At 71.9% G+C, this 18,143-nt stretch carries 14 protein-coding genes and 1 pseudogene; 5 read left to right on the plus strand and 10 right to left on the minus strand.

The features are described 5' to 3' along the window. Both ABTZ58_RS19160 and ctaC read right to left on the minus strand, forming a co-directional pair. Positions 1-194, minus strand: a pseudogene (locus ABTZ58_RS19160) (aa3-type cytochrome oxidase subunit I); the annotation flags it as partial. Then, complete coding sequence (gene ctaC / locus ABTZ58_RS19165; RefSeq protein WP_351357685.1) at positions 191-1,156, minus strand: aa3-type cytochrome oxidase subunit II; 966 nt, start codon at positions 1,154-1,156, stop codon at positions 191-193. The pseudogene ABTZ58_RS19160 and the gene ctaC, both read right to left, overlap by 4 nt. 264 nt (positions 1,157-1,420) lie before the next feature. Here ctaC and ABTZ58_RS19170 point away from each other — a divergent pair, with 264 nt between their 5' ends. Beyond that, positions 1,421-2,797 carry a cysteine desulfurase/sulfurtransferase TusA family protein gene (locus ABTZ58_RS19170; protein ID WP_351357688.1) on the plus strand — a complete coding sequence of 459 codons (1,377 nt, stop codon included), beginning with the start codon at positions 1,421-1,423 and terminating at the stop codon, positions 2,795-2,797. 61 nt (positions 2,798-2,858) lie between these two features. Here the strand turns inward: ABTZ58_RS19170 and ABTZ58_RS19175 are convergent, their stop codons facing one another. Continuing rightward, positions 2,859-3,833, minus strand: a complete 975-nt coding sequence (locus ABTZ58_RS19175) for a carbohydrate kinase family protein (protein ID WP_351357691.1) — start codon at positions 3,831-3,833, stop codon at positions 2,859-2,861. A gap of 132 nt (positions 3,834-3,965) precedes the next feature. Between ABTZ58_RS19175 and ABTZ58_RS19180 the strand changes: the two genes are divergently transcribed. Then, positions 3,966-4,175 (plus strand): hypothetical protein, encoded by a 210-nt coding sequence (locus tag ABTZ58_RS19180; protein ID WP_351357694.1) that lies wholly within the window; start codon positions 3,966-3,968, stop codon positions 4,173-4,175. A gap of 146 nt (positions 4,176-4,321) precedes the next feature. Further along, entirely contained in the window at positions 4,322-6,394 is a 2,073-nt protein-coding gene (locus tag ABTZ58_RS19185; protein WP_502996098.1) for a hypothetical protein, read from the plus strand. Positions 6,395-6,526: 132 nt separating this feature from the next. Here ABTZ58_RS19185 and ABTZ58_RS19190 read toward each other — a convergent pair whose 3' ends face one another. Continuing rightward, a complete protein-coding gene (locus ABTZ58_RS19190; RefSeq protein WP_010037217.1) occupies positions 6,527-6,883 on the minus strand; it encodes a HesB/IscA family protein in 357 nt (118 codons plus the stop codon). A 283-nt stretch (positions 6,884-7,166) separates the two neighbouring features. Between ABTZ58_RS19190 and nadA the strand changes: the two genes are divergently transcribed. Continuing rightward, the gene (gene nadA, locus ABTZ58_RS19195) at positions 7,167-8,351 is read left to right on the plus strand and encodes a quinolinate synthase NadA (RefSeq protein WP_351357698.1); all 1,185 of its coding nucleotides are present in this window, start codon (positions 7,167-7,169) and stop codon (positions 8,349-8,351) included. Between the two features lie 18 nt (positions 8,352-8,369). On the opposite strand, the gene ABTZ58_RS19200 is transcribed toward nadA, so the two are convergent. The 6 genes from ABTZ58_RS19200 to ABTZ58_RS19225 all read right to left on the minus strand — a co-directional run bounded on the left by ABTZ58_RS19200 (position 8,370) and on the right by ABTZ58_RS19225 (position 17,146). Beyond that, positions 8,370-10,604 (minus strand): protein kinase domain-containing protein, encoded by a 2,235-nt coding sequence (locus ABTZ58_RS19200; RefSeq protein ID WP_351357701.1) that lies wholly within the window; start codon positions 10,602-10,604, stop codon positions 8,370-8,372. 140 nt (positions 10,605-10,744) lie between these two features. After that, on the minus strand, positions 10,745-13,882 hold the full coding sequence (locus tag ABTZ58_RS19205) for an efflux RND transporter permease subunit (RefSeq protein WP_351357704.1): 3,138 nt from the start codon (positions 13,880-13,882) through the stop codon (positions 10,745-10,747). 160 nt (positions 13,883-14,042) lie between these two features. Continuing rightward, positions 14,043-14,726, minus strand: a complete 684-nt coding sequence (locus ABTZ58_RS19210) for a response regulator (RefSeq protein WP_351357707.1) — start codon at positions 14,724-14,726, stop codon at positions 14,043-14,045. Continuing rightward, on the minus strand, positions 14,723-15,940 hold the full coding sequence (locus ABTZ58_RS19215) for a sensor histidine kinase (RefSeq protein ID WP_351357710.1): 1,218 nt from the start codon (positions 15,938-15,940) through the stop codon (positions 14,723-14,725). Before ABTZ58_RS19215 ends, ABTZ58_RS19210 begins: the two co-directional genes overlap by 4 nt. A gap of 118 nt (positions 15,941-16,058) precedes the next feature. Continuing rightward, positions 16,059-16,337, minus strand: a complete 279-nt coding sequence (gene pspAA / locus ABTZ58_RS19220) for a PspA-associated protein PspAA (RefSeq protein ID WP_351357713.1) — start codon at positions 16,335-16,337, stop codon at positions 16,059-16,061. Between the two features lie 23 nt (positions 16,338-16,360). Continuing rightward, positions 16,361-17,146, minus strand: coding sequence for a PspA/IM30 family protein (locus ABTZ58_RS19225; RefSeq protein WP_351357716.1), 786 nt, complete (start codon positions 17,144-17,146; stop codon positions 16,361-16,363). 315 nt (positions 17,147-17,461) lie between these two features. Here ABTZ58_RS19225 and ABTZ58_RS19230 point away from each other — a divergent pair, with 315 nt between their 5' ends. After that, positions 17,462-18,061: a DUF3043 domain-containing protein gene (locus ABTZ58_RS19230; RefSeq protein WP_351357719.1), complete on the plus strand. Its 600-nt coding sequence runs from the start codon at positions 17,462-17,464 to the stop codon at positions 18,059-18,061. Positions 18,062-18,143: the final 82 nt, after the last annotated feature.

The raw sequence follows: 18,143 nt of genomic DNA on the forward strand, positions 1-18,143 counted from the left end.
AACAGCGCCATCACGCCACCGATGACGAAGAACGCGAACGACGTCGCCAGGTACAGCGTGCCGATCGTCTTGTGGTCCGTGGTCGTCAGCCACTTGACCACGACACTGCCGCGGTTCTGGCGCCGGACCGGCAACTCGTCCTCGTAGTGGGACCCTGCCGCCGCGGCACCCTGAGGTTCGTTGAGGATGCTCACAGGATGTTCGACCTTCGGTTCTTCTCGGGGCCCGCCTGCTCGATGCCGGCAGGAACGTAACCGTTCTGCTGCTTGTCCACGAGCTCCTTGAGGTGCTGCTCGTAGCGCTCGGGGGAGACCACCTTCACGTTGAACAGCATCCGGGAGTGGTCGACGCCGCAGAGCTCGGCGCACTTGCCCAGGAAGGTGCCCTCCTTGTTGGGGGTCACCTCGAAGGCGTTGGTGTGGCCCGGGATGACGTCCTGCTTCATGAGGAACGGCACCACCCAGAAGGAGTGGATGACGTCACGCGAGGTCAGCACGAAGCGGACCGTCTTGCCCTTGGGCAGCCACAGCGTCGGGCCCGGGTTGTTGGTCTGCGGGTTCCGGGTGCCGGGGGTACCGCAGTCGTAGACACCGCCGGCGTCGGCCGGGAAGTCTTCCTTGAACCGGTCCGGGATCGCGTCGAGCTCCGGGGACTTCTTCGCGTCGCCCGTGGAACCGGCGACCGGCTCGATGTAGTTGAAGCACCAGCTCCACTGGAAGCCGACCACGTTGACCGTGACGTCGGGCTTCTTCTTGAGGCTGAGCAGCTCGGACTCGTCGCGGGCGGTGAAGTAGAACAGCACCGAGACGATGATGAGCGGGACGACCGTGTACAGCGCCTCGATGGGCATGTTGTACCGGGTCTGCGGAGGAACCTCGACCTTGGTGCGGCTGCGCCGGTGGAAGAAAGCACTCCACAGGATCAGACCCCACACCAGCACGCCGACGGCGAGCGCAGCCGCCCAGGACCCCTGCCACAGGGAGAGGATCCGCGGAGCCTCTTCCGTGGTCGGGGTGGGCATACCAAGGCGGGGGAAGTCTTCCCAGTTGTACGAGCAACCGGTGGCTGTCGCCAAGACCAGGCCCGCGGTCAGTGCCTGCAGCAGCTTCCGCCGCATCGGGCGCCGCGGCGAGCGGTCGGAGCCGTTGGGACTCACGTAGCGCCTTCCCGAGAGTCTCGCCCGCGCGGATCGGCTGCGGCCTGGCCTTCTCGCTGGTCGGTCGCCGCCCTGCGTCGGGCAGGGGTTTGGATGTTTATGCGGACCAAACCCTAGCCGACGCCCTCCGGGGGTTCTCGGGGAGGGGTGCCTACTCACTCGGGTGGTTCGCTGAATTGGCGGCTGCGGGTGGATTGTGGCCTTTCGCGCAGTTCTCCGCCCCCCTGGGGTCCGTTCCGCTTCCGGGCGTTCTAGCGTTGCCGTGTGGCCTACTTCGATGCTGCTTCCGCTGCTCCGCTTCATTCCGTCGCCCGGCAGGCTCTGCTGGCCTCCCTGGATGAGGGGTGGGCTGATCCCGCCCGGTTGTACCGGGAGGGGCGGCGGGCGCGGATGCTGCTGGACGCGGCACGGGAGGCCGCCGCCGAGGCGGTGGGGTGCCGGCCGGACGAGCTGGTCTTCACCCCGTCCGGAACGCGTGCCGTGCACACGGGCGTTGCCGGGGCACTGGCCGGGCGGCGGCGGGCGGGGCGCCACCTGATCGTGTCAGCGGTCGAACACTCTTCGGTGCTCCATTCGGCCGAGGCGCACGAGGCGGCGGGCGGTTCGGTCAGCCGGGTGACGGTGGACCGGGGCGGGGCGGTGGATCCGGCGGGGTACGCCGAGGCCCTGCGCGGGGACACCGCACTGGCGTGTCTGCAGTCGGCCAACCACGAGGTGGGGACCGAGCAGCCGGTCGCCGCGGTGGCCAAGCTGTGCCGGGAGGCCGGGGTGCCGTTGCTGGTGGACGCGGCGCAGTCGCTGGGCTGGGGGCCGGTGGACGGGGACTGGTCGCTGCTGACGGCCAGTGCGCACAAGTGGGGCGGGCCGTCCGGGGTGGGGCTGCTCGTGGTGCGCAAGGGCGTGCGCTTCGCGGCGCAAGGGCCGGTGGACGAGCGCGAGTCGGGACGGGCGCCCGGCTTCGAGAACCTCCCGGCGATCGTGGCGGCGGCCGCGTCACTGCGGGCCGTACGGGCCGAGGCGGCCGCCGAGGCCGCGCGGTTGCGGGAACTGACGGAACGGATCCGGGCCCGGGTGCCGCGGCTGGTGCCCGATGTGGAGGTGGTCGGCGACCCGGTGCGCCGGCTGCCCGGCGTCGTCACCTTCTCCTGTCTCTACGTCGACGGCGAGGCGCTGCTGCACGAGCTGGACCGGGCGGGTTTCTCCGTCTCGTCCGGATCGTCCTGCACGAGCAGCACGCTGACACCCAGCCACGTCCTGCGGGCGATGGGTGTGCTCAGCGAGGGGAATGTGCGGATTTCGCTGCCGATGGGCGCGGCCGGGGAGGATGTGGAGAGGTTCCTGGAGGTGCTGCCCGGGGCGGTGGCGGCGGTCCGGGAGAAACTCGGCGCTCCCACCACGGCGGTCGCCCGCGAGGAGGACGTCCTCGTCGTGGACTCCCTCGGCAAGCGGTGCCCGATCCCCGTCATCGAGCTGGCCAAGGTGATCGGCGACGTCCCGGTGGGCGGCCTGGTGCGGGTCCTGTCGGACGACGAGGCGGCGCGGCTGGACATCCCGGCGTGGTGCGAGATGCGGGGACAGGAGTACGTCGGGGAGGAACCGGCGGAACGCGGAACGGCCTACGTGGTCCGCCGGGCGAGCTGAGCGCCCCGGGGACGCGGGGAACCGCGCGACCAGTTCCCCACGCGCCCGCGCACGGCGAGGGTCAGGACAGGTGCGCCTTGACCTCCGCCGCCGCCTCGTCCCCGTAGGCCTTGGTGAACCGCTCCATGAAGTGGCCCCGGCGCAGCTGGTACTCCTGCGTGCCGACCGTCTCGATGACCAGGGTCGCCAGCATGCAGCCGACCTGCGCGGCGCGCTGCAGGGAGACGCCCCAGGCCAGACCCGAGAGGAACCCGGCGCGGAAGGCGTCGCCGACACCCGTCGGGTCGGCCTTGCGCTCCTCGTCCGGCGTGCCGACCTCGATCGGGTCCTCGCCGGTCCGCTCGATGCGCACACCCCGGGCGCCGAGGGTGGTCACCCGGTGGCCGACCCGGGAGAGGATCTCCTCGTCGCTCCAGCCGGTCTTGGACTCGATGAGGCCCTTCTCGTACTCGTTGGAGAAGAGGTACGTCGCCCCGTCCAGGAGGATGCGGATCTCCTCGCCGTCCATCCGGGCGATCTGCTGGGAGAAGTCGGCGGCGAACGGGATGGACCGGGCGCGGCACTCCTCGGTGTGCCGGAGCATGGCCTCCGGGTCGTCCGCGCCGATGGAGACCAGGTCGAGGCCGCCGACGCGGTCGGCGACGGTCTTCAGCTCGATGAGGCGGGCCTCGCTCATGGCGCCCGTGTAGAAGGAGCCGATCTGGTTGTGGTCGGCGTCGGTCGTGCACACGAAACGGGCGGTGTGCAGCGTCTCGGAGATGCGGACGGACTGGGTGTCGACGCCGTGCCGCTCCAGCCAGGCCCGGTACTCGTCGAAGTCCGCGCCGGCGGCGCCGACCAGGATCGGCCGGGTGCCGAGCTGCCCCATGCCGAAGGCGATGTTCGCGGCGACGCCGCCGCGGCGGACGTCGAGCTTGTCGACCAGGAACGACAGCGAGACCGTGTGCAGCTGGTCCGCAACGAGCTGGTCGGCGAAGCGGCCGGGGAAGGTCATGAGGTGGTCGGTGGCGATGGAGCCGGTGACTGCGATGCGCACGGCGGGGATTCTCCTGAGGGAGGCGGACCTTGACGCTCCACGCTATCGGGTGGGCGGGGCGGCCCTGAAGGCAGCGAAACTACCCGATAGTAGATCTTTCTCCGTGAGTCCCGGCGTGCATACGGTGCCGGTATGACGAACCTCAAGGTCCAGGCTCCCGTTCCGGTCGATCTCGAAGGCGAGCTGGCGTCGCTGCCGGGGGACGGGGCGCGGATGGCTCGCCACTGGGCGGTGCCCGACCGGGTCGTCGCCCGGCCGGTGTCGCCGGCCCTCATCCACGGCGTGACGGTGCCGCCCTCGTCGGCGCGGCTGCTCGACGCCATGGCGGACTACGGGGACTGAGCGGCGCACGCCCGGGAACCGCGAGCTCCCCCGCTGCGTCCCATCGCTGTCCCCCGTGAAGGGGAGGCGGGATACGACCCCTCCACGGCCTGATTCCGAGCGGGTTGGGTCCCATGGGACAGCAGTGCAGCCGAAGGAGCGATGCGGTGAACACCGAGCGACCCGACAACGACGACGACGCCAGGGAAGCGGGCGGCGCCGGTACCGCGGACGCCCCGGAACCGGGTGCGGCGGGGACCGGGTCGCCGGCGAGGCCCGCCGAGTCCGACGGGGTCGCCGGAACGGACAAGGTGGCCGGGCCGGACGCTGCCGCAGAGGCTGCCGAGGCCGAGGTGACCGGGTCCCCCCACGTCGGGATCGAGCCCGAGGCCGAACCGGCACCGGGCCGCTACATCGCCCCCGAGAGCAAGGCCGAACCGGCACCGGGCGCCGACAACGCCCCGGAGAGCAAGGCCGAACCCGCACCGGGCACCGAAAGCGAGGCCGAACAGGCACCGGACCCCGACAACGCCCCAGGGAGCAAAGCCGAACAGGCACCGGGCCGCAACATCGCCCCGGAGAGCAAAGCCGAACCCGCACCGGACCCCGACAGCGGCGCCGACAGCGGCGACGGTCCGGCGTCGGCGCCCGGTCGGGGCCCGGCGCCCGGCCGGGCCGCCGGTGCGGAAGGCGCCGGCGGCCCGGAAGAGCACGACGGACGGGCCCGCATCACCGCCGCGGACAGCGCCGAGGGCCCCGGTCCGGTCCCGGTCCACGACCTCCCCCGCGACGGCGAGGGCCAGGCCCGGCAGGGGGGCGGGCGGCCGCGCACGCCCGCGATCATCGCCTCCGTCGCCGCCGCCGTGCTGCTGGTCGGCGGGGGCGGGGCCTGGCTCGCCTCCAACGCGTCCGGCGGGTCGGGCGGCGGGGCGACGTCCGGCGCGCCCGGCGGGGACGGCACTCCCCCGCCGCTCGCGCTCGACGGGTACTCGGACTCCACGAACGGCGGCAACGGCATCGCCCCCGGTGAGCCCAACCCCTACGGCGCCACCTACCGGGTCGAGGGCACCCTGCCGAAGGGTCCCGGCGAGGCCCCGGTGTACCGGGCGCGGGGTGAGGTCGCCGCGGCGGAGGTGGCCCGGCTGGCGAAGGCCCTAGGGGTCGAGGGGACACCCGTGGCGCAGGGCGAGGTCTGGAGGATCGGCGGGCAGGACGGCTCGGGGCCGAGTCTGCAGGTGAACCGGCAGGCGCCGGGCGCCTGGACGTTCAGCCGGTACGCCCCGGGCACCGACGACTGCAAGGGCACCGGCACCTGCACCGCCCCACGGCCGGGCGGCACGCCGGTGGGCGAGGACGTGGCGGAGAAGGCCGCGGCGCCGGTGCTGAAGGCCCTGGGTCAGGACGACGCGAAGGTCGACGCGAGCCAGGTCATGGGCGCCCAGCGGGTGGTGAACGCCTCCCCCGAGGTCGGCGGACTGCCCACGTACGGCTGGACGACCGGGATCACGGTCGGCTCCGGCGGCGAGGTCGTCGGCGGCAGCGGCCGGCTGAAGGCGCCGGTGAAGGGCGACACGTACCCCGTGGTCGAGGCGGAGAAGGCACTGGAGCTGATGGAGGGGCGGCCGAAGGGCGACCACCGGATGGGCATCGGCGGCTGCGCGAGCCCCGTGCCGCTGGAGGAGGGGCAGGAGGAGCCCTGCGGAGCGTCGGCGAGCGGTACGCCGCAGCCGGACCCGGTCACGGTCGAGAACGCGGTGTTCGGGCTGGCCGCGCACGACGTGGACGGCCGCCAGGCGCTCGTGCCGTCCTGGCTGTTCGAGGTGACGGCGCCGGGCGCGAAGGACCCGTTCACGGTGACGTACCCGGCGGTCGAGCCGGAGTACCTGGCCTCCCCGGCGCCGAGCGAGCCCAGCGACGAGCCGACGTCGCGGCCCGGGCCGCGCGAGGTGAAGGTGGACGGCTACCGGGCCGAGGGCGCGGAGCTGACCGTGACGTTCACCGGCGGGGTGTGCGCCGACTACGACGTGACGGCGGACGAGAAGGGCGGCGAGGTGACGGTCACGGTGACGTCGACGCCGTGGCCGGACAAGGTCTGCATCATGATCGCCAAGCAGTTCCAGGAGACCGTGCCGCTGGACCGGCCGCTCGGTGACCGGAAGGTCGTCGACGAGGACGGCAAGGGGATTCCGCTGGCCAGGGAGGGCGCGCGACTGCCGGCGCCGCCGACGCACGAGCGGTAGGCCCCACGGCTCGCACGGCCGGTGGGCCCACGGCGCGCACGGCACGGCCGCACATGACGAAGGCGGCGGCCCCCTCGGAGGGGGCCGCCGCCTTCGTCATGTCCGCTGCCGCCACGGGGGCGGCCCGGCGGCTCAGCTGAAGGAGTCGCCGCAGGCGCAGGAACCCGTCGCGTTCGGGTTGTCGATCGTGAAGCCCTGCTTCTCGATGGTGTCGACGAAGTCGATCGTGGCACCGCCGAGGTAGGGGGCGCTCATGCGGTCGGTGACGACCTTCACACCGCCGAAGTCCTTCTCGACGTCGCCGTCGAGCGAACGCTCGTCGAAGAAGAGCTGGTAGCGCAGGCCGGAGCAGCCGCCGGGCTGGACGGCGACGCGCAGCGCGAGGTCGTCGCGGCCTTCCTGGTCGAGCAGCGCCTTGACCTTGGACGCGGCGGCGTCGGTCAGGATGATGCCGTCGGTGACGGTGCTGGTCTCGTCCGATACGGACATCTACATCTCTCCCGGGTTGTACGGAGACTGCTTGCCGACGGTTCCAACCGGCGGGGCCGCGGATTCATTCCGGGCCGGACGCGCGATCTCGGCTCCTTTTCATGCTCGCACACGTGCCGGGAACCGGAAAACGCCTCTTTCCCGGCCTTCCCGGGAATGAACGGCGCCTCGCCGGGATTCACGTCACACAGACGCTATGGGCATCGTCAAAGTGACGTGAAGCGGTTATGATAGATAGCGTCAAATCGACGAAAAGTCGCCGGAAACAGAAAGGGTGCGTGTCGTGACCACCGCCCAGACCCAGGAGCTCGACGTACAGCCGACGCCCCTCGCCCTGCTGCTCCTCGGCCGTGAGGCCGACCCGAGGAGCGAGCGCGGCGTGGAGTGTCCCGGCGACCTGCCCTCGCCGTCCGACCCGGACCTGGTGGAGCGCGCTCGCCGGGCGAAGGAGAAGCTCGGGAACAAGGTCTTCGTGCTCGGCCACCACTACCAGCGCGACGAGGTCATCCAGTTCGCGGACGTGACCGGTGACTCGTTCAAGCTGGCCCGGGACGCGGCGGCGCGTCCGGAGGCCGAGTACATCGTGTTCTGCGGTGTGCACTTCATGGCGGAGTCCGCGGACATCCTGACGTCCGACGACCAGAAGGTCGTCCTGCCCGACCTCGCCGCCGGCTGCTCGATGGCCGACATGGCGACGGCCGAGCAGGTCGCCGAGTGCTGGGACGTGCTGACCGAGGCCGGCATAGCCGAGCAGGTCGTGCCCGTCTCGTACATGAACTCGTCCGCCGACATCAAGGCGTTCACGGGCAAGCACGGCGGCACGATCTGCACCTCCTCCAACGCCAAGCGGGCCCTGGACTGGGCCTTCGAGCAGGGCGAGAAGGTGCTGTTCCTGCCCGACCAGCACCTGGGGCGCAACACCGCGGTCCGCGACATGGGCATGTCCCTGGAGGACTGCGTCGTCTACAACCCGCACAAGCCGAACGGCGGCCTGACCGCCGACGAGCTGCGCGCGGCGAAGATGATCCTGTGGCGGGGCCACTGCTCGGTGCACGGCCGCTTCAGCCTGGACTCGGTGAACGACGTGCGCGAGCGCATCCCGGGCGTGAACGTCCTGGTGCACCCCGAGTGCCGGCACGAGGTCGTGGCCGCGGCCGACTACGTCGGTTCGACGGAGTACATCATCAAGGCCCTGGAGGCCGCGCCGGCCGGCTCCAAGTGGGCCATCGGCACGGAGCTGAACCTGGTCCGCCGCCTGGCGAACCGTTTCGCTCCCGAGGGCAAGGAGATCGTCTTCCTCGACAAGACGGTCTGCTTCTGCTCGACCATGAACCGCATCGACCTCCCCCACCTGGTCTGGGCCCTGGAGTCCCTGGCCGAGGGCAACCTGGTCAACCGCATCGAGGTGGACAAGGAGACCGAGGCGTTCGCGAAGCTGGCGCTGGAGCGGATGCTGGCGCTGCCGTAGGTCTCGCGGCCCGTGGGCTCACCCCGGGACGGGTTTCCGCCCGGGGTGGGCCGGGTCGAGGGTGAACACGTCGCCGTCCGTGGTGGCGACGACCAGGGCTCCCTCGTGGAGCAGCACCTCGGAGCGCTGCCAGCCCTGGTTCGTCACCCGCCGGGCGCGCGGCAGGGTCTCCCACAGCAGCGTGCCCTTCCTCGTGTCGAGGGCGGCGACCCGGCCGCTGGCGCTGGACAGATAGACCGCGCGGGCGCCGGGGTCGTGGGTGATGCCGCTGGGCTGCTCCAGGCTCGTCCGGGTCTGCCACAGCCGCTCGCCCGTGCCGACCGACACGGCGGTGACCTGCCCGGAGGACGTGGCGAACCACACGGTGCCGCCCGAGAGTGTCGCGTTGCCCTCCAACGGCTCCGCGAACCTCACCGCGCGGTCCTTTCCGGTGTCCGGGTCCAGCAGCCGGATCCCGGCGGACGCCTCGTCCTCCTCGTCCTCGGTCGGTTCGAGGAGGACCAGACGGCCCACGGACACGCCGACGAGCGTTTCGTCGACGGGCACCGTCAGACGTCGTGCCGAGCCGTCGGAGGGGTCCAGCCGCAGCAGGACCGTCTCCTTCGAGGGCACCTCGTCCGGGCCGCACCGCAGGTAGGGGCTGCCTCCGGGGTCCGCCGGAGCGCAGTACTGCCCCGCTGGCAGCGGCGCCGTCCAGCGCCCGGAGCCGGTGCGCGCAGAGCGGGCGGTCACCGAACGGCCGCCGTCGTCCGGGACGATCACCAGGCCGTCCGAGACGTACGGGCGCACCGCGTCGACGTTCACCGTGCGCTGCCACAGCCGCTCGCCGTTCCCGGTGTCGAGGGCGGCGACCGTGACCACGACGTCCTCCCCGTGGTCGGGGCTGTACGTCTGCTCGACCAGCATCGCGTCGTCCGTGACACCGAGGACGGAGAAGCTGTACGACCCCTCACCCGGGCCGGGCGGCAGCACACCGGCGCGCCAGCGGACCCGTCCGGTGAGGGCGTCCAGGCGCACGGGCAGGACCCCGTCGCCCGCGCAGTAGACGGCGCCCTCGTGCACGTCGCACGCCGGGCCGTCCATGGACCCGCCCTCGGCGATGCCGTGGCCCTGCTTCACTCCCTGCGCGGCGGTGGCGTGCACCGTGGTCTGCCAGGGCTTCCAGCCGGCCGGGACGGTCGTCCAGCGGGAGGGCGTGGAGCCGGTGGTGTCCGCCCCCGTGCGGGAGTCGTCCTCGCCGAGTCCGGGCCCGAGCAGCAGATAGCCCGTCAGGCCGAGCGCGAGCGCGGTCGCCGTGCCGGCCGTGGCCCACAACCGCCGGACACGGCTGTGACGTTCCCCGGAAGCCGGGGGGCCGGGGGCTGCGGCCGCGGCGGGCCCGGTGCTGACCTGGGCCGTCTCGTCCCTGCGCAATGCCACGGTGGCCTCGTCGTCCGTGCCCGTCTCCGGCAACGCCGTCACCAGCTCGCGTGCCAGTTCGTCCAGTCCGGGCCGGTCGGCGGGGTCCTTGGCGAGGCAGCGCTCCAGCAGTGGGCACAGGAGCTCCGGCACGCCGTCCAGGACCGGCGCGTTGTGCACCACCCGGTAGGCCGTCAGATAAGGGCTGTCCGCGTCGAAGGGGCCCCGGCCGGTGCTCGTGTACACGAGCAGGGCGCCCACGGAGAACACGTCGGAGGCCGGGCCCACCGAGCGGGCGTCGGTGAGCTGCTCCGGCGACATGAACGGCGGGGTGCCGATCATCTGGCCGGTCTCGGTCAGGGTGTTGTGGTTCTCGGCGGCGCGGGAGATGCCGAAGTCGATGACGCGCGGGCCGTCCTCCGCCATGAGGACGTTCGCGGGCTTGAGGTCCCGGTGCACCACCCCGGCCCGGTGGATCTCCCGCAGCGCCTCCACCAGCCCGAGCGCCAGCCGGCGCAGTGCGGTGCCCCGCAGCGGGCCCTGGTCGCGGATCAGGGCGGCGAGGGACGGCCCGGGCACGTACTGGGTCGCCATCCAGGGGCGTACCGCCTCCGGGTCGGCGTCCAGGACCGGCGCGGTGAAGGCGCCGCTCACCTTGCGGACGGCCTCGATCTCCTGCCGGAAACGGGCGCGGAAGACCGGGTTCTCCGCGTACTGGGCGTGCACCACCTTGACGGCGACCTCACGCCCCGAGCGGGCCCGGCCGCGGTAGACGACCCCCATGCCCCCGGCCCCGAGCCGGCCGACCAGCTTGTACCCGCCGACCGACTTCGGGTCGTCCTTCTGCAGCGGCACGCCCGGTTCCTCTCCCCCGCCATGCAGTCCGGGTCAGGATACGTAACGCCGGCACGACGAAGGCCGGGGCCCGAACCGTCCTTTCCGGTTCGGGCCCCGGCCCGGGGAGGTGTCGCCGTGCGGGCTCGGCGAGCGGTCCGCTACGAGACGGACGCGGGCTCCGGCTCGTCCGTGGCCGGCGTGGCGCCGGACCCGCCCCCCGCCTTCTTCGCCCGCTTGGCCGCGCGCTTCTTCGCCCGGCGCTCCTTGCGGAGTTCGACCATCGCGTACAGCGTCGGCACCAGCAGCAGGGTGAGCAGCGTCGAGGTGACCAGGCCGCCGATCACCACCACGGCCAGCGGCTGGGCGATGAAGCCGCCCTCGCCGGTGATGCCGAGGGCCATCGGGAGCAGGGCGAAGATGGTCGCCAGGGCGGTCATGAGGATGGGCCGCAGACGGTGCCGGCCGCCCTCGACCACGGCTTCGACGATGCCGTGGCCCTGCCTGCGGTACTGGTTGATCAGGTCGATCAGCACGATCGCGTTCGTGACCACGATGCCGATCAGCATCAGCATGCCGATCATCGCCGGGACGCCCATCGGGGTGCCGGTCGCCACCAGCAGGCCGATCGCGCCGGTGGCGGCGAACGGGATGGACACGAGCAGGATCAGCGGCTGGACCAGGGACCGGAAGGTGCCGACCAGCAGCAGGAAGACGATCGCGATGGCCGCCAGCATCGCCAGGCCCAGGTTGGCGAACGCCTCGTCCTGGTCCTCGGAGACACCGCCGATCGACGCGGTGGCGCCGTCCGGGAGCTTCAGCGCGTTGATCTTCGACTGGAGCTCGGTGCTGACCGCGCCGGTGTTGTCGCCGGTGGGCTTCGCGGTGATGGTGGCCGCGCGCTGGCCGTCGATGCGGGTCATGGAGACCGGCCCGTCGACCAGCCGCACGGTCGCGATGTCGCCGAGCTTCACCGTGCCGCCCAGGCGCAGGTCCTGAAGCTCCTTCAGGGTCCGCGCGGGCTTCGCCGAGCGGATGACGACGTCGCGCTCGGTGTCGTCCAGGACCGCCTTGGCCGCGGTGGTGCCGCGGACGGCCTGGGCGACGGCGGCGCCGAGGGTCTGGTCGTCGAAGCCGGCCGCGGCCGCCTTGTCGTCGGCCTTCACCGAGATGCGCGGGACGCTGGTGGCCAGGTCGCTGGTGACGTCCGTGACGTCGTCGAGGGAGGCGACCGCCTTGCGGACCTCCTCGGACGCCGTGCGCAGGACGTCGGCGTCGGCGGCCTTCACCACGACGCTCAGCTCCTGGGCGCCGAAGCCGTCACCGGCGGCGATGGTGGTGGTGCCGATGCCCTTCAGCCCGGCCAGGCCCTTCTCGATGCGGTCCTGGACGTCCTCGTAGGACGCCGAGTCCTCCAGCATCACCTGGTACGAGGCCTGGTTGGAGTCCGTGCCGCCGCCGAAGGCCGCCATGAAGCCGGAGGAGCCGATCGTGACCTGGTAGTCCTTCACGCCCTCGGTGCCGGCGAGCAGCTTCTCGACCTTCTTCGCCTGGGCGTCGGTCGCGGCCAGGCTGGTGCCGGGCTTCAGCTCCTGCTTGACGGTGAGGACCTCCTGCTCGCCCTGGTCGAAGAAGTTCGTCTTCAGCAGCGGCGCCATGCCGAACGTGCCGACCAGGACGACGACCGCGATGGCCACGCTGGTGAGGCGGCGGCGGGTCGCGAAGCGCAGGACCGGGACGTAGACGCGCTGCAGACGGCTCCTGGCCTCCTTCTCCTCGGCCAGCCGGCGCGCCTCGTCCGCGTCCTCGGGGGTGCCCTTGGGCGGCCGCAGGAACCAGTACGACAGGACCGGCACGACCGTCAGGGAGACCAGCAGCGACGCCAGCAGCGCGGCCGTGACCGTGAGGCTGAAGGAGCCGAACAGCTCACCCACCATGCCGCCGACCAGGCCGATCGGCAGGAACACGGCGACCGTGGTGAGGGTGGAGGACGTCACCGCGCCGGCGACCTCGCGCACCGCGTTGAGGATGGCCGAGTGGCGCTCCTCGCCGTAGCCGAGGTGGCGCTTGATGTTCTCCAGGACCACGATCGAGTCGTCGACGACCCGGCCGATGGCGATGGTCAGGGCGCCCAGCGTGAGGACGTTCAGCGACAGGTCGCGCGTCCACAGCACGATCAGGGCGAGGACCACGGACAGCGGGATGGACACCGCCGTCACCAGGGTGGAGCGGATCGAGGCGAGGAAGACCAGGATCACCAGGACCGCGAAGAGCAGACCCAGCGCGCCCTCGGTGGTCAGCCCCTTGATGGACTTGGACACGGCCGGGCCCTGGTCGCTGACGACGGTGAGGGAGGCGCCGGAGCCGAGGTCCTTGCGCAGGTCGGGAAGCTTGTCGTGGACGGCGTCGGAGATGGCGACCGCGCTGCCGTCGCGGTCCATCGTCACGGCCACGGCCAGGGAGGGCTTGCCGTCGGTGCGGGTGATGGAGTCGGCCGGGGCCTCCTGCTGCTTCACCGTGGCGACGTCGCCGAGGCGCACCGGCTCACCCTTGCCGGGCTCGCCCTTGATCCGCAGGTCGCGGATCTGCTCGATCGAGGTGAAGCCGCCGCCGACCTGGACGGTGCGGTTGGCGCCGCCCTCGTCGAAGGAGCCGGCCGGGACGGTCGCGCCGCCCGCCTGCAGGGCCTGGCCGAGGGACTGCGCGGTCAGGCCGGCCTTCGCGAGCTTCGCGTCGTCGGGCGTGACGGTGACCTGGACGTCCCGCACGCCGTCGACGGTGACCTGGCCGACCCCGTCGATGCTCTTCAGGTCCGGCACGACGGTCTTGTCGAGCTGGTCGGCCAGGGCCTGCTGGTCGCGGCCGGAGGTGACGGCGAGGACGACGGTGGGGATGTCGTCCGTGGAGCCGGCGACGACCTGCGGGTCGACGTCGTCCGGGAGCTGCGCGCGGGCCCGGTTGACGGCCTGCTGGACGTCGGCGACCAGCTGCTCGGTGTCGTTGCCGTAGTCGAAGGACGCCATGATGACGGCGTTGCCCTCGCTGGCGGTGGAGGTGACGCCGCTGATGCCGTCGACGGCTTCGAGGCTGTCCTCGATGGGTTCGACGACCTGCTTCTCGACCACGTCCGGCGACGCGCCCTGGTACGGCGCCAGCACGGACACCATGGGCAGTTCGATGGTGGGCAGCAGCTGCTGCTTGAGCTGGGGTATCGCGATCGCCCCGAAGACGAGCGCGATGATCGACATCAGGCCTATCAGGGCGCGTTGCGCGAGGCTGAATCTCGACAGCCAGGACATGGGTCAGGATCTCTCTTCTGTTTAACGGCAGAAGCGGCAGCGGGCGCGCAGATGAGCGCCCGCCCCTACACCCTGAGCCATGGCCGGAGCCCCTTTCGTAGGCCCCAGGTCCCGTTCCTTATGCGGCGCATACTCCCGCCGCAGTACGGCCGGGCCGGGTTCACTCCACCCTTGGACGGACCAGGCCGGACTCGTAGGCGATGACCACGAGCTGGGCCCGGTCGCGGGCGCCCAGCTTGGCCATGGCACGGTTGACGTGCGTCTTCACCGTCAGCGGGCTGACCTCCAGCCGCTCGGCGATCTCGTCGTTGGAGTGGCCGCCGGCGACCTGGACGAGCACTTCGCGCTCGCGCACGGTGAGCGAGTCGAGCCGCTCCCCGCGCGCCGGGTCGCGGTTGTCGTCGGCCGGGTCGCCCTGGGCGAGGAAGCGGGAGATCAGGCCCGTGGTGGCCGCCGGGGACAGCAGGGCCTGGCCGCCGGCCGCGATGCGGATGGCGTTGAGCAGCTCCTCCGGTTCGGAGCCCTTGCCGAGGAAGCCGGAGGCGCCGGCGCGCAGCGACTGCACGACGTAGTCGTCCACCTCGAACGTCGTCAGGATGACCACGCGGACGCCGGCGAGGGCGGGGTCGGCGCTGATCATGCGGGTCGCGGCGAGTCCGTCGGTGCCGGGCATGCGGATGTCCATGAGGACGACGTCGGCGCCCTGCTCCTTCGTCAGCCGCACCGCCTCCGCTCCGTCGGAGGCCTCGCCCACCACCTCCATGTCGGGCTCGGAGTCGACGAGCACCCGGAAGGCGCTGCGCAGCAGCGCCTGGTCGTCGGCGAGCAGGACACGGATGGTCATGCGGGGTCCTCCCCGGTGGATGTACGGCCCTTGACGGGCAGGATCGCATGGACGCGGAAGCCCCCGCCGTAGCGGGGACCGGTGGTGAGGGTGCCGCGCAGGGCGGTGACCCGCTCGCGCATGCCGAGCAGCCCGTGCCCGCCGCCGTCCGGGGCCCGGTCCTCGCCGCCGCCGTCGTCGAGGACGGTGATCTCGATGTTCGGTCCCACCCGTACGACGCTGACCTCGGCCCTGGCCTGCGGACCGGCGTGTTTCTGCACGTTGGTGAGGGCCTCCTGGATGATCCGGTAGGCGGCCAGGTCGACGGCGGCGGGGAGGGTGGTGTCCTGGTCGGCGCGGGCGACCTCGACGTGCAGGCCGGCGTTGCGGAAGGTGCCGGTGAGTTCGTCGAGGCGGTCCAGGCCCGGGGCGGGCTCGGTGGGGGCCTCGGGGTCGCCGGACTGGCGGAGCAGGCCGACGGTGGCGCGCAGCTCGTTGAGCGCGGAGCGGCTGGCCTCACGCACGTGCGCGAGGGCCTCCTTGGCCTGGTCGGGGCGCTTGTCCATGACGTGGGCCGCGACCCCGGCCTGGACGTTGACCAGGGCGATGTGGTGGGCGACGACGTCGTGCAGGTCCCGGGCGATGCGCAGGCGCTCCTCGGCGACCCGGCGGCGGGCTTCCTCCTCGCGGGTGCGTTCGGCGCGTTCGGCGCGTTCGCGGATGGCCTGGACGAAGGCGCGGCGGCTGCGGACGGCGTCACCGGCGGTGGCGCCGATGCCGGTCCAGGCGAGGATCGCCAGGTTCTCCTGGGCGTACCAGGGCAGGCTGCCGGCGGCCATCGCGGTGCCGGTCAGCACGGTCATGGTGAGCAGTCCGACGCGCCAGGTGGTGGGGCGGTCCGTGGTGGAGGCGACGGTGTACAGGGCGATGACCGCGGACATGGCGACGGGGGCGCGGGGGTCACCGGTGACGGACTCGGCGACGGAGACGGCGCCGGTGAGGGCGAGGACGGTCATCGGGGCGCGGCGGCGGAAGACCAGGGCGGCGGCACCGAGGGCCATGAGGACGAGGCTGAGGGGGTCGGGGGTGCGCAGGACCCAGCTGACGCTGTCGCGGTGGCGGGGTTCGACGAACGAGCCGGCGACCATGCAGACCAGGACGGCTGCGGCGAGGACGGCGTCCATGGCCAGGGGGTGCGCCTTGGCCCGGCAGCGGGCCCGCGCGAGGGTGCTCACGGGTGTTCACGGTAGCCGGGGCGGGTGTGGGGGGATACGGGGCCGGGTGTGAGGTGCTCGGCACCGTGGCCGGGGCGGGCGGGTGCGCGACCCGGCGGTGCGGTGCGCAGCGGCCCGGTCATCCGGGGATCAGGCCGTCGTCGCCGAGCAGCTCCCTGACCTCCTCCAGCGTCGCGTCCGGAGAAGGCAGGATCAGTTCCGAGGGTTCCAGGGAGTCGTCGGGCAGGGGCTCACCCAGGTCGCGGACCCTGGCCAGCAGGGCGTGGAGGGTGCGGCGGAAGCCGGGGCCGTCGCCGTTCTCCACTTCGGCCAGGAGCTCGTCGTCCAGCTTGCTGAGCTCGGCGAGATGGCCGTCGGCCAGAATGACCTGGCCCTCCCCCATGATCCGTACGATCATGTCGCCCTCCTAGGCGTGGGCCCCTACTGCTTGTCGAAGCGCGGGGTGTCCTGCGGCTGCTGCGGGGACTGCTGCTGGCTCGTGCCGCCCTCGATGGCCTGCTGCCCGCCGCTGGAACCACCGGCGAGCTCGGCCTTCATGCGCTGCAGTTCCAGCTCTACATCCGTACCACCGGAGAGCCGGTCCAGCTCGGCCTGGATGTCGTCCTTGTGCATGCCGGACGGGTCGTCCAGGGCGCCGGAGGCGAGCAGTTCGTCGATCGCGCCGGCGCGGGCCTGGAGCTGGGCCGTCTTGTCCTCGGCGCGCTGGATCGCCAGCCCGACGTCGCCCATCTCCTCGGAGATGCCGGAGAAGGCCTCGCCGATGCGGGTCTGCGCCTGGGCCGCCGTGTACGTCGCCTTGATCGTCTCCTTCTTCGTACGGAAGGCGTCGACCTTGGCCTGGAGCCGCTGGGCCGCCAGGGTGAGCTTCTCCTCCTCGCCCTGGAGCGTGGCGTGCTGCGTCTCCAGGTCGGTCACCTGCTGCTGGAGCGCGGCCCGGCGGGAGAGCGCCTCGCGGGCCAGGTCCTCACGGCCCAGCGCGAGCGCCTTGCGGCCCTGGTCCTCCAGCTTGGTGGACTGCGACTGCAGCTGGTTCAGCTGCAGTTCCAGGCGCTTGCGGCTGGTCGCCACGTCGGCGACGCCGCGGCGCACCTTCTGGAGCAGCTCCAGCTGCTTCTGGTACGAGTAATCGAGGGTCTCGCGCGGGTCCTCGGCCCGGTCAAGGGCCTTGTTGGCCTTCGCGCGGAAGATCATCCCCATACGCTTCATGACACCGCTCATGGGCTTCGCGCGCCCCCTTCTGACCGACTCCGGCAGCTGCTCCTGCGACAGAACCCACAGTACGGGCCCTGCATCCATTACCGCACTGTTCGGGGACGGATGCGCTCATCCCCAAGGACGACTGCGTGCGCTCCCGCTCCGGCGTAAGGAGTAGGTGGCCCCCGGGGTCACCGGGGCGTACGTCCCGGAGACGACCGGGTGCGCACACAACGTCCCCTCTGTCCCTTACTGACGACTGGCGTTGCCGGATCGTTCCCCACGGGACTGGGGTCCATGCCCGTCAAGCCCTTACCCTTGGGTTTTGTGTTCCGTAGCCGTGCGAAGGATGAGAAGACCCAGGCCGCCGACAAGGCGCCGGTGAACTTCTCCAAGCAACCCCGCGACCCGCAGGCCCCGAAGGGCAGGCCCACGCCCAAGCGCAGTGAGGCCCAGTCCCAGCGCCGCAGCGTCGCCAACACCTCGATGACGCGCAAGGAGGCCGCCAAGCGCCAGCGCGAGGAGCGCCGTGCCGCGCTGGAGCGCCAGCGTCAGGCGCTGGCCAGCGGCGACGAGCGGTATCTGCCCGCGCGTGACAAGGGTCCGGTGCGCCGGTTCGCGCGTGACTTCGTCGACTCGCGGTTCAACATCGCGGAGTTCTTCCTGCCGATGGCCGTGGTCATCCTCGTGCTGAGCATGGTGCGGGTGGCGGCACTGCAGAACGTCGCGCTGCTGCTGTGGCTCGTGGTGATCGTGCTGATCGTGCTCGACTCGTTCGTGACGGCCTTCCGTCTGAAGAAGCAGCTGAACGAGCGCTTCGCCGGCGAGAACAAGCGCGGCGCAATCGCCTACGCCCTGATGCGCTCCCTCCAGATGCGTCGGCTCCGGCTGCCGAAGCCGCAGGTCAAGCGCGGAGAGCGGCCCTGACCACGACGCCGTTCTCCGGGGGTGCGGCCGAGGCCTGGCTGGACAAGCTGGGTGGGCTGCGCGATGTCGTCCGGCAGGAGCT

The organism is Streptomyces sp. NPDC094143 (assembly GCF_040303825.1).
Classification (GTDB): Bacteria; Actinomycetota; Actinomycetes; order Streptomycetales; family Streptomycetaceae; genus Streptomyces.

Bases quoted from the DNA above. Each gene is read 5' to 3' on its own strand.
- ABTZ58_RS19180 (WP_351357694.1), top strand. From the start codon at position 3,966: ATGACGAACCTCAAGGTCCAGGCTCCCGTTCCGGTCGATCTCGAAGGC.
- ABTZ58_RS19190 (WP_010037217.1), bottom strand. From the start codon at position 6,883: ATGTCCGTATCGGACGAGACCAGCACCGTCACCGACGGCATCATCCTG.
- ABTZ58_RS19205 (WP_351357704.1), bottom strand. From the start codon at position 13,882: ATGTCCTGGCTGTCGAGATTCAGCCTCGCGCAACGCGCCCTGATAGGC.
- ABTZ58_RS19210 (WP_351357707.1), bottom strand. From the start codon at position 14,726: ATGACCATCCGTGTCCTGCTCGCCGACGACCAGGCGCTGCTGCGCAGC.
- pspAA (WP_351357713.1), bottom strand. From the start codon at position 16,337: ATGATCGTACGGATCATGGGGGAGGGCCAGGTCATTCTGGCCGACGGC.
- ABTZ58_RS19225 (WP_351357716.1), bottom strand. From the start codon at position 17,146: ATGAAGCGTATGGGGATGATCTTCCGCGCGAAGGCCAACAAGGCCCTT.